Genomic DNA, 16088 nt, shown 5'->3' on the forward strand with positions numbered 1-16088 from the left:
TTGATTGCACTTCATCGCTAGCTGACGCATCATAGCCCTTGTTTGATTCACACAAGATGCCGACTGCCATTGATGAAGCTGCCCCAGCAACCCGGACGTTTATTTTTATGGCGCGGAGCCGCCCTGGTGGTTTCACCAGGCATAGATTCGTCCCTGCATACCCATTTTGCACTGCAACTGACTCATGGCCTCGAGCGGCCATTCCGTGCCCGCCTGCAGGCAGATCATTACTGGACAGAAACCCGTAGTGCCAGCTTTGCCCCGCATGATGCCCATCAGATAGACAGCGATGGCGGCATGCTGACGCATCTGTTTCTGGAGATGCCGGAGGCCGTGAAGTGGGGTGGGACGGATTTGCAGGCGGCATTCGGGTCCCTGTCAGAATTTCAGGTGCTGGCCGCCAGTCTGGCCGACAACCGTCATCAGTCACTGGACATGGCAGCCGCCCTGCAGATACGGCAAGTCTGGCAAGCCTGTGCTTTGCCGCAAAGCCAGGTTAGTACCTCGCTCGATAGCCGCATCCTGACTGCGCTGGATGCAATAGCCGCCAGCCATGGCGCAGATTGTTGTGGTGAGAACCTGGCCAGACTCGTACATTTATCTGAAAGTCGCTTTACCCATTTGTTCCGTCAGCAAACCGGCATGTCGCTGTCACGTTATCTGCTATGGTCGCGCATGGTGGATGCCGTAGCGGCAGTTGCGCAGGGCAATAATATGACAGCGGCTGCCCATGCGTCCGGTTTTGCCGATCTGGCGCACATGAGCCGTACTTTCCGCAGCATGATGGGGGTAGCACCTTCGGAGTTGCACAGGATGGCGATTGCGTTCAAGCAGGATGCCATTTGATGGATTACTCTGGGGGTATAACAATATCCGGGAGACCCTCATGCAACAAACAAACCAAAGACAGATAGAGCAACTGCTGGCGAAATATAGCGAAAGCCATCTGAACCCCACCAATGAGCTGATCCACTTTGTCTGTGTGCCCGTGATCGTGCTGTCCTTCCTTGGCCTGATCTGGGCTGTGCACCCTATGGCGGCACTTGCTGTTACTGTCATCTCGCTGATTTACTACACGACACTTTCGGTGCCGTTTGCCGCAGGCATGCTGGGAATGTCGGGCACGATGCTGTGGATACTCTCGCAACTGCCACAACACATGGTGTGGCAAATCTCACTCGGTATTTTTGTGGTCGCCTGGATAGGCCAGTTCATCGGCCACAAGATAGAAGGCAAGAAACCATCTTTCTTTGATGACCTGCGTTATTTGCTGATCGGCCCTTTGTTTGTCCTCAGCTTTTTATACCGTCGCCTGCATATTGCGTATTGAGCATCCGATTAGCATCAACTCAGCATCAGATGCTGAGTTGCACTGCCTGAGAAGTCTTGGGCAAGTCTTTGCTATACAGGCGCCAGGTATTGCGGCCAGCGGCCTTGGCGGCTTTCAGTGCAATATCAGCATGATGCAAAAATAGCCGCTGCTCTTTGGCGTGCAGAGGGCAGCAGGCTACTCCCACACTGGCGCTCAGCAAGATTTGCTGGCCGCGCAAGGTCATGGGCTGGTTGATGGCCTTGACCAGCCGGTCTGCCAGCTGTTCTACCACTTCCAGGCTACCCACATTGGGCATGATGGCGGCAAATTCATCACCATCAACACGGCATAGCGTATCAGTACTGCGCAAGACACCGCACAGACGGTTGGCCATGGTCGCCAGGATCAGGTCACCGGCATCATAGCCAAAGCTTTCGCTAAGTCCCTTGAAGTGGTCCAGGTCGATAAACATCAGGGCAGCTATTTCATTATTGGTGACGGCATCTTCGAGACAATTGCTGAGCAATCTGTGGAAGTAATGGCGGTTAGGCAGCTTGGTCAGGCTGTCATGATTATTCAAAATGGCCAGGCGGCTGTCGGCTTCGCGTCTTTCCCTGGCTTCGCTTTGCATATCGTTTTCCCAGGCTTCCATCCGTGCCAGCATGAGATTGAAATGCATGTTGAGGCTGCCCAGTTCATGCTCAGGGTCTTGCGGTGCGCGCAGGCTGTAATCGCCCAGTGTTGCTACTTTTTCAGCAATGACGCTTAATTCCATGATGGGTTGCATGGAGCGTAACTGGTTATTCGTCAGCCAGTAAGCTGCCAGTACAGTGATAAACACAGACAGGAAAGCCGCAATCAGCAAGAACAGCAGGATATGCTGGTACAGCGGCCAGGTGCTGATTTGCAACTGCACCTGGCCTATCACCGTGGTGCCGCTCAGCACCGGGCTGATCGCGTTGAAATTACCAGGGTGAAAATCCACCGTATGGCGCCGTAGCAAAGTCGTGGCTTCTACGCCACTGGTCTTGATCAACTGGCCCTGAGGGTTCCAGGCCAGTATGGGCTGGCCATGCCTGTCATAGACATTGGCAGTTTGCATGTCTGGCGTATTGGTGGCATTCAGCAACAGGCTTTGCAATTGCCGCATGTCATTGGCGATCATCGCGTCTGCCATATTGCTGGCGAGGATGTCAGACTTATACAGGGCTTCTGAACGCAGGTTTCTTTGCAAAAGATAAGCAGATAGTACCAGCCCCAAGATCAGGGCAGCCAACATCGCCAGCGCGATTGCCTGCAAATTCTTGCGAAAAATGCGTTTTGCCATTGGTAACCTGAAGTAAGTGTTTTGCATGAGAAATATTGCGAATTGCCCTGTGGGAAGTACTGCTGTAGTGAATATCAGCGACTATACCTATGTGCCAGAATCATGTCATAAAAAAGTGCCATGGCACTATACTTCTGTCTTGATTGGTGTCTTTGTGCATCGCTTTATGCAGAAGCAGGCATCTGCGGGTAAACTGCGGCACATCTTTATGTTAGCTTGAATCCGCGTGTCAGATTTTTCCAACAACCCTGTCCTGCCATTTCCCCTGCCCCGGGCCGGGGAATGCTTTGCCCTGCTTGATGATGCTCATTCAGAGCAGGCACAATCGCGCTACTACCATCAGCTGCAGACCGTACTGACATGCAGCACTGCGCAGCAATGGCCAGACTTGTGGCGTGATGCAGAGCAGGCTTTGCAACAGGGCAGTTTTGCGCTGGCATTGCTGTCATATGAAAGCGGTGCGCAATTGCAGGGTATTAGTGAACATGCTGCAGCGGCTGTGTCACGCATACTCCTGTTCCGGCAATGTCATATTTTGGATAGCCAGCAAGTCACTGCTTTTTTACAGGCGCAAGAAGCTTCGCACACCATTGCCGGAATCGCAGGTATCGCAGGTATACAGCCCAGTGTCGATGCCAGCCAGTTTGAAGAAGACATAGCCAGGGTCAGGGAATATATCGCTGCGGGTGATACTTACCAGGTCAACTACACTTACCGCTTGCATTTTGACAGCTATGGCCCGCCCGCCGCACTCTACAGCCGCTTGCGCCAGCGCCAGCCTGTGCCTTATGGCGCGCTGATCTGCCTGCCTGATGGCGAGGCTGTCGTTTCGCTGTCACCAGAATTATTCGTACGCCAGCAACAGGGTAAATTGCTGGCCCGCCCCATGAAAGGCACGGCAGCGGCCACTGGCGATGCAGAGCAAGACCAGCGCCTGGCAGCAGAACTTGCTGCCGACAGCAAGAACCGCGCAGAAAATCTCATGATCGTTGATTTGCTGCGTAACGACCTCGGGCGCATCGCCAAAACGGGCACGGTCAGGGTACCCAAATTATTTGAGGTCAAGCGCTTTTCCAGCGTGCTGCAAATGACTTCTACTGTAGAAGCCGATTTGCAGCAATACCTGAATCTCGAACAGATACTGACGGCCCTGTTTCCCTGTGGCTCGATTACCGGGGCACCCAAGCACCGCACCATGCAGATCATCCGTGAGCTCGAGACCGAGCCGCGTGGTCTGTATACCGGTGCCATAGGCTGGTTCGATCCACCTGCACAACCAGGCGCATTGGGCGATTTTTGCTTGTCTGTACCTATACGCACTCTGCAACTGCAAGCCCCTGTTAATAATGCAGAGCCAGTCTTGCGCCGTGGTGTGCTGGGCGTAGGTGCTGGCATCGTGTATGACAGTGTGGCACAGGACGAATATGCAGAATGCCATTTAAAGGCACGCTTCCTGACCGGACTGCCACCCCAGTTTGAGCTGTTTGAAACCATGTATGCAACGCAGGAAGAAGGTTGCCGTCACCAATCACGGCATCTGCAGCGCCTGCAGGCATCGGCACAGTATTTTGGCTTTGCCTGGAACCAGCAGCAGATCAGGCTGGCATTGCAGCAAACATGCGATGCCCTGCCTGCCAGCCTGCCACACAGGTTGCGTTTGGCGCTGAAGCCGGATGGCGAACTGGAGGTGCGAACTGCGCTACTGAGCAGCATGCCAGAGCAGCCCAAGGTCATGCTGGCGACAACTGCCAGCGATAGCCATAATCTGTTCCTGCGCCATAAGAGCAGCTTGCGCCAGCAATATGACCAGGCCTGGCAGGCAGCCGAGCAACAGGGCGCATTTGATATGTTGTTTTTTAACGAAAAAGGGCATCTTACCGAAGGCGGGCGCAGTACAGTCTTGCTGAAACTCAATGGCAAATGGCTGACACCGCCACTCGAAGACGGTGTCTTGCCCGGTATCATGCGGGCGATTTTGCTGGAAGACAGGCGTTACCAACTGACTGAGCAAGTCCTGACGCTGTCAGACTTGCAGGCGGCAGAGCAAATCATGTTGTGCAATTCCCTGCGTGGTGCTTTTGTTGTTGATTTGATTAAAATGGATTAACTAAGTGCATGCAAGACTTGTTTTGCTGGCAAGAAAGCTGACATGACTTGCCTATCTGAAGTATAAAGATAAATTCCGCTCACAAATTTGGTCTGGAAAATTGATCCAGCTTAAATATTGTGCCTGCACGAAGGAAAGGTTACACTGGAAAAAAATTAACCGACCAAGCGGTCGGCAAATTGCATTCTTATTCATATTGTTTGGTAATGATTAATATTGCAGATAATCGCAAAACAGGAGACTACCCATGAAGAAACGGTTTTTACTGGCGGCCTTGCCTGCCATGTTATCGCTGGTACTGGCAACAAATGCTTATGCGCAGATCAAGGTTGGCGTCAATGTGTCGGCCACCGGCCCCGCAGCTTCTCTGGGCATCCCTGAAAAAAATACCTTTGCGCTGCTGCCCAAGGAAATCGCAGGCAAGAAGGTGGAATACATCGTACTGGATGACGCCTCTGATACCACGACCGCTGTCAAGAATGCCCGCAAGCTGATAGCCGAAGATAAGGTCGATATCCTCATCGGTTCTACCATCACGCCTAATTCCCTGGCCATGGTCGATGTGGCAGCAGAAAATGAAACGCCAATGATTTCGATGGCGGCATCTTCGGCGATTATTTCACCTATTGATTCCAAGCGTTACTGGGTATTCAAAACGCCGCAAAATGATTCGCATATGTCCACGGCGATCACCGGCCACATGAACGATGCTGGCGTCAAGACTGTTGCATTTATTGGTTTTGCCGATGCCTATGGCGAAGGCTGGTACAAAGAATTTTCCAAGATCGCTGAATTGCGCAAGCTCAAAGTGGTTGCCAATGAGCGCTTTGCCCGCAGTGATACTTCAGTCACAGGCCAGATCCTCAAAATCCTGGCGACCAATCCTGATGCAGTCTTAATTGCCGGTGCCGGTACGCCAGCAGCGCTGCCACAAAAGACCTTGAAAGAACGCGGCTACAAGGGCAAGATTTACCAGACCCACGGCGTCGCCAATAATGACTTCCTGCGTGTCTGCGGCAAGGATTGTGAAGGCACCTGGTTGCCAGCAGGCCCACTGCTGGTGGCTGAACAATTGTCCAATGATAATCCAGTCAAAAAATCTGCCATGCGCTATGTTAAAGCGTATGAAAAAGAATATGGCGCAGGTTCTGTCTCCACCTTTGGTGGTCATGCCTGGGATGCCGGTCTGTTGCTGGAATCTGCCGCGACTGTCGCTTTGAAAAAAGCCCAGCCAGGTAGCAAGGAATTCCGTGCTGCCTTGCGTACCGCGCTGGAAAATACGGTTAACTTGCCAGTCTCACATGGCATCGTCAATATGACGGACACTGACCATCTGGGTTTTGACCAGCGTTCCCGCGTCATGGTGCAAATCGTCAATGGCAAATGGAAACTCATAGGTCAGGCTAACTGATGTATTGATGAAGTAATCAAGGGAGCTGCGGCTCCCTTTTTGTTCGGCCCAAAGTAATGGGGCCATGCTTGAACTAGTAAGCAAGAAAGTCAGGTTTACATGGATTTTTCAATTGCCGCCATCCTCGCCCAGGATGGTATTACCAGTGGCGCCATTTATGCCTTGTTGGCATTGGCGCTGGTGCTGGTGTTTTCCGTCACACGGATTATTTTCATACCGCAAGGTGAATTCGTCGCCTTTGGTGCGCTCAGTCTGGCTGCCATACAGTCGGGCAAGTTCCCGCATTCTGCCAGCCTGTTACTCGCTTTTGGCTTGCTATGCCTGGGCAAGGAAATTTATGCGCAGCTGCGCAGCAAGCAAGCTGTGAATGCCAAGGCCCTGGCTTTATCTGCCGGCAAGCTGTTGCTGTTTCCACTGGCTGTGTGGCTGCTGGCACGCAATGTCAACGCGCAGGAATGGCCGCTGTTTGCCCAAGTCTTATTGGCGCTGGCGATAGTCGTGCCCATGGGGCCCATGATTTACCGGCTGGCTTACCAACCGCTTGCAGAAGCCAGCACTCTGGTCTTGCTCATCGTTTCTGTTGGTGTGCACTTTGCGTTGACTGGCATGGGTCTGGTGATGTTCGGTGCTGAAGGTTCACGCACGACCGCTTTCAGTGATGCCCGCTTTGAACTCGGTGCCATGCAGATATCTGGCCAGAGTCTGGTAGTGATTGCTGTCTCTGCCCTGTTGATCGCTGCGCTGTATTTCTATTTTGAGCGCAGCCTGTCTGGCAAGGCCTTGCGTGCTACTGCCGTTAATCGCCTCGGTGCGCAACTGGTTGGCATAGGTACCACGCAGGCGGGTCGTCTGGCATTTACTCTTGCCGCGGCCATGGGTGCATTGTGCGGCGTGTTGATCGCACCGATGACTACGGTGTATTACGACGGCGGCTTTTTGATCGGCCTCAAAGGTTTCGTCGGTGCCATCGTCGGTGGCCTGGTGTCTTATCCGGTGGCCGCCGCGGGTGCTCTGCTGGTGGGTTTACTGGAATCGTATTCATCTTTCTGGGCCAGTGCCTATAAGGAGGTTATCGTATTTACCCTGATTATCCCGGTCTTGCTGTGGCGTTCACTCTCCAGCAAACACACTGATGAGGATGAAGAATAATGAAAGCACTCATCAATAACGGTATCAATAAGGGTATCAAACACGGTAAATGGATATTGCTTGCGCTGGTCTTGCTATTCCCCCTGGTGCCGGTACCTGAATTCTGGATCACTCTTGCCAACTACATAGGCCTGTATGCGATCGTCGCGCTGGGCCTGGTCTTGCTGACCGGGGTAGGTGGCATGACCTCTTTTGGTCAGGCAGCTTTTGTTGGCCTCGGTGCTTACTCCACAGCTTATCTGAGTACGGCCCTCGGTTATTCACCGTGGCTGGGTTTGCTGGCTGGCCTGGTGCTGACCATGGTGGCGGCACTGGCGATAGGCCTGATTACCATGCGCCTGTCCGGCCACTATCTGCCACTGGGGACTATCGCTTGGGGCCTGTCGCTGTTCTTCCTGTTTGGTAACCTGGAATTCCTAGGCAAATATGATGGCCTCAACGGCATACCGCCGATAGAAATCGCTGGCTTAAAACTAGATAGCGGCCGCAGCATGTTTGGCCTGATCTGGGTGATATTGTTGCTGGCGATAGTTGCGGTACAAAACCTGCTGCAATCACGTCCTGGCCGGGCCATACGCGCGCTCAAAGGTGGTGGCGTCATGGCAGAAGCCATGGGTGTCAATACTGCGCGCATGAAGGTCATCATCTTCGTTATCGCTGCCATGCTGGCGAGTGTTTCCGGCTGGCTGTATGCGCACTTGCAACGCGCCGTTAATCCCACTCCATTTGGCTTGAATGCCGGTATTGAATACCTGTTCATGGCCGTGGTTGGCGGTGCAGGCCATGTGTGGGGAGCCTTGTTGGGATCAGCCCTGCTGACACTGCTGAAAGACAAATTGCAAAGCATCTTGCCCGCATTGCTGGGCGCGAATGGCAATTTTGAAGTCATCGTGTTTGGTGTCTTGCTGGTCTTGCTGCTGCAACGCGCGCGTGATGGTGTCTGGCCTTACTTAGCCAGCTGGAGCAAGCGCCTGTTTGCCAAATGGTTGCCAGAAGATAAGGGCATACAGGTCGCTGCAGATGCTGCAATATTGCCAGTACGTGCCAAACCGGCAGTCGACACCGTCATCCTCGAAATTGACAAGGCGCGCAAGCAATTCGGTGGCTTGGTTGCCGTCAATGACATGCAGTTTACCGTCAGCGCAGGCCAGATCGTCGGCCTGATAGGTCCGAATGGTGCAGGCAAATCGACGATGTTCAACCTGGTCACCGGTGTCTTGCCCTTGACCAGCGGTGCCGTGCGTTTTTACCGGGATGGCAAATTGCAGGATATCGCCAACCTGCCTTCTCGTGAAATCGTCAAGCTGGGTATAGGCCGTAGCTTCCAGCATGTACGTTTGCTGGCCAGCATGACGGTACTCGAAAACGTCGCGATAGGTGCGCATTTGCGTGCCAAGGGTGGTGATGTCATGGAAGTCATCGCCAGCATCTTGCGCCGTGACAGCAAGGTAGAAAATTCCCTGCTGGCCGAGGCAAAAAGGCAGTTGGAACGGGTAGGCTTGGCACATTTGATCAATGAAGAGGCAGGCAGCCTGGCGCTGGGCCAGCAACGCATACTGGAAATCGCCAGGGCGCTGTGCTGCGATCCTAGTTTGCTGTTACTCGATGAGCCAGCCGCCGGTTTGCGTTATAAGGAAAAACAAGAACTGGCGGAGCTCTTGCGCAAACTGCGTGCCGAAGGCATGAGTATCTTGCTGGTCGAGCATGACATGGATTTCGTCATGAACCTGACAGATCAACTGGTGGTCATGGAATTCGGCACCAAGATTGCCGAAGGCTTGCCGCATGACGTACAACAACATCCGGCTGTGCTGGAAGCTTATCTGGGTGGGATAGATTGATGACGACTACAAATTCTGCAGACACCACGCCAGTCATCCTGGCGACGACTTCCTTGTCTGAACCGGCCTTATTGCAAACCAAGGACCTGCAAGTATTCTATGGCAAGGTCGAGGCTTTACAGCCTGCCAATATACGTGTCGGCGTCGGGCAAATCGTTACCGTCATCGGCCCGAATGGTGCGGGAAAATCGACGATGCTCAATGCCATCGCCGGTGCCCTGCCTGCCAGTGGCAGCATGCGCGGTCAGATATTATTGGCTGATAAAAACCTCGCCAGTGTCAGCATAGAAAACCGCGTTGCTCAGGGCATGTCACTGGTGCCAGAAAAACGCGAGCTGTTCGCTAGCATGAAGGTCGAAGACAATCTTTTGCTCGGCAGTTACCGCCGCTACCAGGCCGGTGAGAAAAATTATGCTGACCAGCTCGATGTTGTCTTCGATCTTTTCCCCCGCCTCAAAGAAAGACGCACCCAGGAAGCGGGTACATTGTCAGGCGGTGAACGCCAGATGCTGGCCGTAGGCCGCGCCCTTATGGCCAAGCCGCAATTGCTGATGCTCGATGAGCCCAGCCTGGGCCTCGCGCCGCTGATCGTCAAGGAGATTTTTCACATCATCCAGCGTCTCAAGCAAACCGGCGTCGCGATTTTACTGGTAGAACAAAACGCTCGCGCCGCCTTGCAGGTGGCCGACTATGCCTATGTACTGGAAACCGGGCAGATTGCGCTCGAAGGTGATGCCGCAGAATTGGCCAATGACCAGCGCGTAATCGATACCTACCTGGGTCTGGCCAAAAAGAATCATTGAGCTGGCCGTGCTAGACTTTGCGGTATGAGAGTATTGATTACAGGTGCTACCCAGTGGGAAAGCCAGGGCGCGATTCGCCGCGAACTGGCTCAGTTGCCGCCAGCGACCATCATCGTCACAGGTGATACACCTGGCATAGATGCGCACGCCAAAGCAGTTGCACTGGAATTTGGTTTTGCAGTCGAAGCGATGAAAAAAACCAATGCTGACTACCGCGCATTTCCAGGTGAAGGATGGAAGGGCCTGAACGTCAGGATGCTGGCGACCGGCATAGATATGGTGCTGGCATTTCATGCTGACTATGGCAAGCCCGGTTGCGCCCGCGGTACGCAACATGCGGTAACACTTGCTGAGCAAGCGCAGATACCGGTCAGGATTTTCACGCAGTAAAAATCCCACACCCAAATAAACGTCACGACCAAATAAGCGTCACGACCAAATAAATACTACAATCAGCGCGAAGGAAAAAGCATGATCTCCCATGTATTCACAGGCATACAGGATTTTGATAAATCTTTTTCGTTTTACTCTGCACTGATGACTGAGTTGGGCCTGGTCTTGAAATTCAAGGATGCTGACAAACCCTGGGCAGGCTGGATGCCAGCAGACCAGCCTCGCCCTTTGTTTGTCATCGGCAAACCATATAACGGCGAAGCCGCCGAACAGGGCAATGGCCAGATGGTGGCATTGCTGGCTGCCTCGCGTGCAACGGTGCAGCGTGCCTACGACGCAGCACTAGCACATGGCGGCACTTGCGAAGGAGCGCCAGGTTTGCGTCCGCATTATCATCCAAATTATTATGGCGCTTATTTCCGCGACCCAGATGGCAACAAGCTTTGCGTTTGCTGTCATCATCCTGAGGATTAAACAGCACGGAGCATATTAAAGATGCTCGCCAGGATTCAGGCATTTTCCGCCATCCATGCCTTCAGGCCATTGACCCATTTTGCCGCCGGTAATTTGCAGGCCAGCCGTATTGCCTTTGCACGTTCATACAAGTCTTCAAAATCCACTGCAGGGGCTTGTTTGAAGGCGATGGCGACGGTGTTGGCATCGTGCACCAATGGCAGCCAGACCACTGCATCAAAAGCCTCTTGTAAAGCAGCGATATTGGCATTGCAGTTGGCGCGGTAATTTTGTGGATTGCCAAACAGGTTCACGGTCAGCATACCATCTTCGCTGAGGCAATTGGCACAGGCCTGGTAAAACGCGGCGCTACCCAGCGCCGGCGCTTCGGCGGCGGCATCGTACAAATCAATTTGCAAGACATCTGTCTGACCATGGTTAGCGCTGTCGTTGACATAGTCCAGCGCATTCATGCACAGCACTTGCAGACGTTCATCATTGTCTGGCAACTTGAAATGCTGGTGGCAGGTAGCGATGACCCTGGGATTGAGTTCTATCGCAGTGACCTTGGCCTGTGGGAAATTGCGGTAGCAAAACTTGGTCAGCGCGGCTGCACCCAGGCCCAGTTGCACAACGTGCTGCGGTTTATATTTGAACAGCATCCACATCATCATTTGCTGCACATATTCCAGCTCTATCTGGTCAGGCATGGCCGTGCGCATGGCACCCTGTATCGCATCAGAGGACAGATGCAGGGTACGCACACCAAGGTGCTCGGCGATGGTGACCTCGGGCAAGTCCATAGCCGCTGCCTGAGTCGCCTTGTACAGATTAAGACCCGTCTTTTGCATGCCGGGAATTAATTACTGGTTTTAGGCCAGGTTTCCAGGCCTTCGATTTCTACCATCTTTTGCCAGCTCGGGCGGGCGATAATCAGTTGCGCGAGTTTGTTCAAGGCTGGCCATTGCGTTGCCGGGCGTGGCATATTGCGTGACCAGCGCATCAGCATGGTCAGTTGCAGGTCAGCGCCAGAAAAAGTTTCACCGAGCAGGTAAGGGCCATTCTTGCTCAGATGCAGGTCAAGCTGATCCCAGATGGCAGCGATACGTTTTTGCAAGGCCGCTTTACTGGCTTCACCATGCTCGGTAAAACCCAGTTCGGCCGGATAAAACCAGGCACGGAAAGCAGATTGCAGGCTGCCGCTGATGAAGACTATCCATTGCCGCCACAGATCGCGTTCAACGGTGCCAGCGGCGGGTGCAAGGCCCGCTTCCGGGTGGCGCTCTGCCAGCAGCATCAGCAAGGCGGCGGATTCCAGATAAGGGCGGTTATCGATGACCAGGGTAGGCACGACACCGTTTGGATTCAGGCGCAGATAATCGGGATCTTTTTGCTGGTTCTTTTCTACATCGACGAGTTTCAACTCATGGGCAGCACCAATTTCCAATAGTGCCAGATGAACGACCATGCTGGCGGTGCCAGGGCAATAGTAAAGAGTATACATATAGTCCTTGATGAATTTTGAAGTGTAGTTTTGAAGTGTAGTTTTAAGCTGCAGTTGTAAAGTACAGATTTAGCCTGGATGAGCTTGCCCGCAAACAGAGCATTGCATATTTTTGCTGATGCCTATGCTATTCCATTCCATGCGCAAGGCATCCAGTAACAGCAGGCGGCCTGACAGTGCCTGGCCTATGCCCATGATGACTTTCAGGGCTTCGGCGGCCTGCATGCTGCCTATGATGCCTACCAGCGGTGAAAATACGCCCATGCTGGAACACAGCACTTCTTCAAAAGGCTGGTCGGGTGGGAACAGACAGGCATAACAGGGCGAAGCCTCGTCACGGCTGTCAAACACACTGATCTGGCCATCAAAACTGATGGCCGCGCCAGATACCAGCGGTACTGCAAATTTGACGCAGGCGGCATTCACGGCATGGCGGGTGGCAAAATTGTCGCAACAGTCGAGCACGATGCTGGCCTGGCTGACCAGTTCTTCCAGCCGCGCATCGGCAGCCCGCTCTTGCAGGGCAATGATATTTATTTCAGGATTGATGGATTCCAGCGTGTGTTTGCCTGAGCCAACCTTGGCCATGCCCACGGCTGCCGTGGTATGCATGATCTGTCTTTGCAGATTGGTCAGATCGACGCTGTCATTATCGACCAGGGTGATCGTACCCACACCAGCGCTGGTCAGGTACATGGCCGCAGGTGAACCCAGGCCACCGGCACCGATGACGAGCGCATGTGCTTCCGTGATTTTTTGCTGGCCCTCTATACCTATCTGGTCCAGCAAGATGTGGCGGGAATAGCGTAAGAGTTGCTGATCGTTCATCGTCGTAAAAAAGGCCGCTGTTGGAGTAAGCGGCCTTTTTTTATGAAGGTTAATTTCAGGGTTTATTTTTTCTTGCTGTCGGTTTTGTGCTCGGTCTTGTGTTCGGCTTTGTCAGCTTTGTCAGTTTTAGCTGGCTTGTCAGCTTCTTTACTGCTGTCTTTGCCTTCCTTGCCTTCTTTATCAATAACCTTGGCTTCAGTGACCTTGACTGGCAAACCTTTCAGGTGGTTCAGGGCCTGGGCCAGCTGGAAGTCTTCGGCACCGCCGTATTCAAGAGGCTTGCTCTTTTTCGCCAGCGCGATCAGGCGTTGCTCTTCTTCGGCTTCATCGACTTTAGGACGGGCAACTTCTTTTTCCTTGTCGTTTGTCAGATGTTTTTGCAAGTCAGCTTCACGCGCACGCAAGCCATTGAAGCCATCGCCATCTGCTGTTTCTTCGACGTTCAGGTCAGGGACGATGCCTTTGGCCTGGATAGAGCGGCCATTCGGCGTGTAGTAGCGCGCTGTGGTCAATTTGACGGCAAAGTCTGGATTGCTGCTATTGAACGGGAAGCGGATGATGGATTGCACTGATCCCTTGCCAAAACTTTGCGTGCCCAGGATGGTCGCACGTTTGTAGTCTTGCAAGGCACCCGCCACGATTTCTGAGGCAGATGCAGAACCGGTGTTGATCAGCACCACCATAGGTACTTTTTTGATTGCTTCCGGCAATTTGCTCAGAGGATCAGTCAGCGTTGCCCTGTCATAGTCCTGGCGGCGGGCAAAATAAGTTACTTTTTGATCTGCCATCTGACCATTGGTGGATACGACCGGCACTTCCTTGGGCAGGAAGGCGGCAGACACGCCGATGGCGCTATCAAGCACACCACCCGGGTCATTGCGCAAATCGAGTACCAATCCCTTCAAATTTGGGTCTTGTGCATACAGGCCCTGGATTTTTTTGGACATGTCGTCGGTGGTTGGTACCTGGAACTGTGCAACCCTGATCCATGCATAGCCAGGCTCGACGATTTTTGCCTTGACGCTTTGCTGCTTGATCAGTTCACGGGTAATCGTGACGACGATGGGTTTTTCTTCGCTCTTGCGGTAAATCGTCAGCGTGATCTTGGTATGCGGTTCACCACGCATTCTCTTGACGGCTTCATCCAGCGTCAGGCCTTTGACCGGTTCAGAATCGAGCTTGGTAATCAAGTCGCCGGATTTCAGATTCGCGCGGTAGGCAGGAGAATCTTCAATAGGGGAAATGATTTTCACATAGCCGTCTTCCATGCCGACTTCTATGCCCAGGCCGACAAACTTGCCCTGCGTGCTTTCATTCAGTTCCTTGTAGGCTTTTTTGTCCAGATACACTGAATGCGGGTCGAGAGAACCGACCATGCCGGAAATGGCATCCTTGATCAGTTTTTTGTCTTCGACTGGCTCGACATAGGCAGATTTGATCAATCCGAATACGTTAGTCAGGTCTTTTAGCTCGTCGAAAGGGAGTGTCTCCGCAGTGCCTTTTTGTGCCACAGCAGAAAACTGCATCGACACTGCCACACCGGCAATCATGCCGAGTCCAATTAAACCGAAATTCTTGAATTTGCTGCCCATGATTCACCTAATGCCTATTTAGAGATCCAGTTGAGAGGATCAAATACACGTCCTTGATGACGTACTTCAAAGTATAAACCTGATTCTTCATTACCGCCGCTGTTTCCGGCACTGGCAATGACATCACCGGTTTTTACCACATCGCCGACATGCTTCAATACTGCTTGATTATTGCCATACAGGCTCCAGTAACTGCCGCCATGGTCAACAATCACCATATTTCCATACCCCTTCCACCAGTCAGCAAAAATCACTTTGCCTGGGGCGATGGTCTTGATTTCTGCACCTTCATTCGCCTTGATGAACATGCCTTTCCAGCTGGGACCATCAGCGCGTTTGCTACCAAACCGGGCAAGAATTTCACCTTTTACTGGCAAGCGTAATTGCCCTTTCAGCTTGTCAAATTCACCTGCAGGTGGGGTCGCCACCTTGGCTTGCCTGGGCGGTTCGTCATCATCAATCGCATTAGGATTGGTGATTTTCGCTGGTTTCTTGCCCTGTGCTGCCTGTCTTGCTCTTTCTTTCTGTGCTGCTGCAATTCTTTCCTGGCGTTGTTTTTCTTCCAATGCCGCTTTGGCCGCATCTGCCTTGGCCTGCTCTTCAATCAGTTTATTTAATTGTGAGACCAGATTACTCAGTCTTTGTTCATCTTTTTCGAGACTATCAGCCTGTTTTTTTTGTATATATAATTTTTCTGCCAACTGACTTACCAATGTGGCATGTCGTTTTTTCTCTTTTTCCAGCGCCAGCTTATGGCTTTTTTCTTCATCAGCTATTTCATCGAGTTCTGCCTTGGCTTCTATCGCTTCTTCGGCATTTTTTTCCACAGCTTGAAGGCTGATGCGCAAACCATCTATCAGTTTGGCCTGGGTTTGCGATACATAACTCATGTACTGCAGTTCGCGGTTGATACGGTTGGGGTTGTCGCCCGACAGCAGCAATTTGATGCGGTCACTGTCGCCGCGCATGTATTGGCGGCGTAAAAAATTCGAGAGTTGTGTTTTTTGTTTTTCAACTTTATCAGCCAGGGCTTGCTGCTGCTCTGTCAGTTGTTTGACTTTGGCTTCAGTCTGCGCCTGTTCGGCCTGCAAATCACGCAAAGAACGGTTGGCTTCAGAAATGGATTTTTCTGATTCGGCCATCGCATCGCTGGCATTGTCTTTGGCCGTTTCAGTTTTATTGATATCGTTTTTCAAGGACTTCAGGCGGTTTTGCAACTCTGCCCGGTCTGCTTCTGCCTTGTTTTTTTGCTGGGCGCGGGCATTGCTGGCGGCCATTGCAGACGTTGCTGTGCCTGCCAGAGTCAGGCACAGCAAACTTGCAATTAAAAACGGTGAAGACTTGGTGTTAAATGACATTCAATACTTA

The 16088-nt window shown here is 52.6% G+C and carries 15 protein-coding genes; 9 read left to right on the top strand and 6 right to left on the bottom strand.

Going from position 1 to position 16088, the window contains the following annotated elements; all coding sequences use genetic code 11:
* Positions 1-72 precede the first annotated feature (72 nt).
* Both ACO0LL_RS06360 and ACO0LL_RS06365 read left to right on the top strand, forming a co-directional pair.
* Positions 73-846 carry a helix-turn-helix transcriptional regulator gene (locus tag ACO0LL_RS06360; RefSeq protein WP_422950046.1) on the top strand — a complete coding sequence of 258 codons (774 nt, stop codon included), beginning with the start codon at positions 73-75 and terminating at the stop codon, positions 844-846.
* 40 nt (positions 847-886) lie between these two features.
* Entirely contained in the window at positions 887-1330 is a 444-nt protein-coding gene (locus tag ACO0LL_RS06365; protein ID WP_422950047.1) for a DUF962 domain-containing protein, read from the top strand.
* Positions 1331-1355: 25 nt separating this feature from the next.
* Here the strand turns inward: ACO0LL_RS06365 and ACO0LL_RS06370 are convergent, their stop codons facing one another.
* Entirely contained in the window at positions 1356-2639 is a 1284-nt protein-coding gene (locus ACO0LL_RS06370; protein ID WP_422950048.1) for a diguanylate cyclase domain-containing protein, read from the bottom strand.
* 226 nt (positions 2640-2865) lie between these two features.
* On the opposite strand from ACO0LL_RS06370, the gene pabB reads away from it, so the two are divergent.
* The 7 genes from pabB to ACO0LL_RS06405 all read left to right on the top strand — a co-directional run bounded on the left by pabB (position 2866) and on the right by ACO0LL_RS06405 (position 10817).
* On the top strand, positions 2866-4746 hold the full coding sequence (gene pabB / locus ACO0LL_RS06375; RefSeq protein WP_422950049.1) for an aminodeoxychorismate synthase component I: 1881 nt from the start codon (positions 2866-2868) through the stop codon (positions 4744-4746).
* Between the two features lie 247 nt (positions 4747-4993).
* A complete protein-coding gene (locus tag ACO0LL_RS06380; protein WP_422950050.1) occupies positions 4994-6157 on the top strand; it encodes an ABC transporter substrate-binding protein in 1164 nt (387 codons plus the stop codon).
* A gap of 99 nt (positions 6158-6256) precedes the next feature.
* Entirely contained in the window at positions 6257-7306 is a 1050-nt protein-coding gene (locus tag ACO0LL_RS06385; RefSeq protein ID WP_422950051.1) for a branched-chain amino acid ABC transporter permease, read from the top strand.
* Positions 7306-9147: an ABC transporter permease subunit gene (locus tag ACO0LL_RS06390; RefSeq protein ID WP_422950052.1), complete on the top strand. Its 1842-nt coding sequence runs from the start codon at positions 7306-7308 to the stop codon at positions 9145-9147. The genes ACO0LL_RS06385 and ACO0LL_RS06390 overlap by 1 nt, the downstream gene beginning before the upstream one ends.
* The gene (locus tag ACO0LL_RS06395) at positions 9147-9950 is read left to right on the top strand and encodes an ABC transporter ATP-binding protein (RefSeq protein WP_422950053.1); all 804 of its coding nucleotides are present in this window, start codon (positions 9147-9149) and stop codon (positions 9948-9950) included. Before ACO0LL_RS06390 ends, ACO0LL_RS06395 begins: the two co-directional genes overlap by 1 nt.
* A 24-nt stretch (positions 9951-9974) precedes the next feature.
* Positions 9975-10340, top strand: a complete 366-nt coding sequence (locus ACO0LL_RS06400) for an SLOG family protein (protein ID WP_422950054.1) — start codon at positions 9975-9977, stop codon at positions 10338-10340.
* Between the two features lie 81 nt (positions 10341-10421).
* A complete protein-coding gene (locus tag ACO0LL_RS06405) occupies positions 10422-10817 on the top strand; it encodes a VOC family protein (RefSeq protein WP_422950055.1) in 396 nt (131 codons plus the stop codon).
* 35 nt (positions 10818-10852) lie between these two features.
* On the opposite strand, the gene ACO0LL_RS06410 is transcribed toward ACO0LL_RS06405, so the two are convergent.
* From ACO0LL_RS06410 to ACO0LL_RS06430, 5 genes are all read right to left on the bottom strand, one after another.
* On the bottom strand, positions 10853-11647 hold the full coding sequence (locus ACO0LL_RS06410) for a spermidine synthase (protein WP_422950056.1): 795 nt from the start codon (positions 11645-11647) through the stop codon (positions 10853-10855).
* An 8-nt stretch (positions 11648-11655) separates the two neighbouring features.
* The gene (locus ACO0LL_RS06415) at positions 11656-12300 is read right to left on the bottom strand and encodes a glutathione S-transferase family protein (protein WP_422950057.1); all 645 of its coding nucleotides are present in this window, start codon (positions 12298-12300) and stop codon (positions 11656-11658) included.
* A gap of 69 nt (positions 12301-12369) precedes the next feature.
* The gene (locus ACO0LL_RS06420) at positions 12370-13128 is read right to left on the bottom strand and encodes a HesA/MoeB/ThiF family protein (protein WP_422950058.1); all 759 of its coding nucleotides are present in this window, start codon (positions 13126-13128) and stop codon (positions 12370-12372) included.
* A gap of 62 nt (positions 13129-13190) precedes the next feature.
* A complete protein-coding gene (locus ACO0LL_RS06425; RefSeq protein ID WP_422950059.1) occupies positions 13191-14720 on the bottom strand; it encodes a S41 family peptidase in 1530 nt (509 codons plus the stop codon).
* A 14-nt stretch (positions 14721-14734) separates the two neighbouring features.
* The gene (locus tag ACO0LL_RS06430; protein ID WP_422950060.1) at positions 14735-16078 is read right to left on the bottom strand and encodes a murein hydrolase activator EnvC family protein; all 1344 of its coding nucleotides are present in this window, start codon (positions 16076-16078) and stop codon (positions 14735-14737) included.
* Positions 16079-16088: the final 10 nt, after the last annotated feature.

Origin of the sequence: Undibacterium sp. TC4M20W (assembly GCF_049340245.1) — a bacterium.
In the GTDB taxonomy this organism is placed as follows: domain Bacteria; phylum Pseudomonadota; class Gammaproteobacteria; order Burkholderiales; family Burkholderiaceae_D; genus Undibacterium.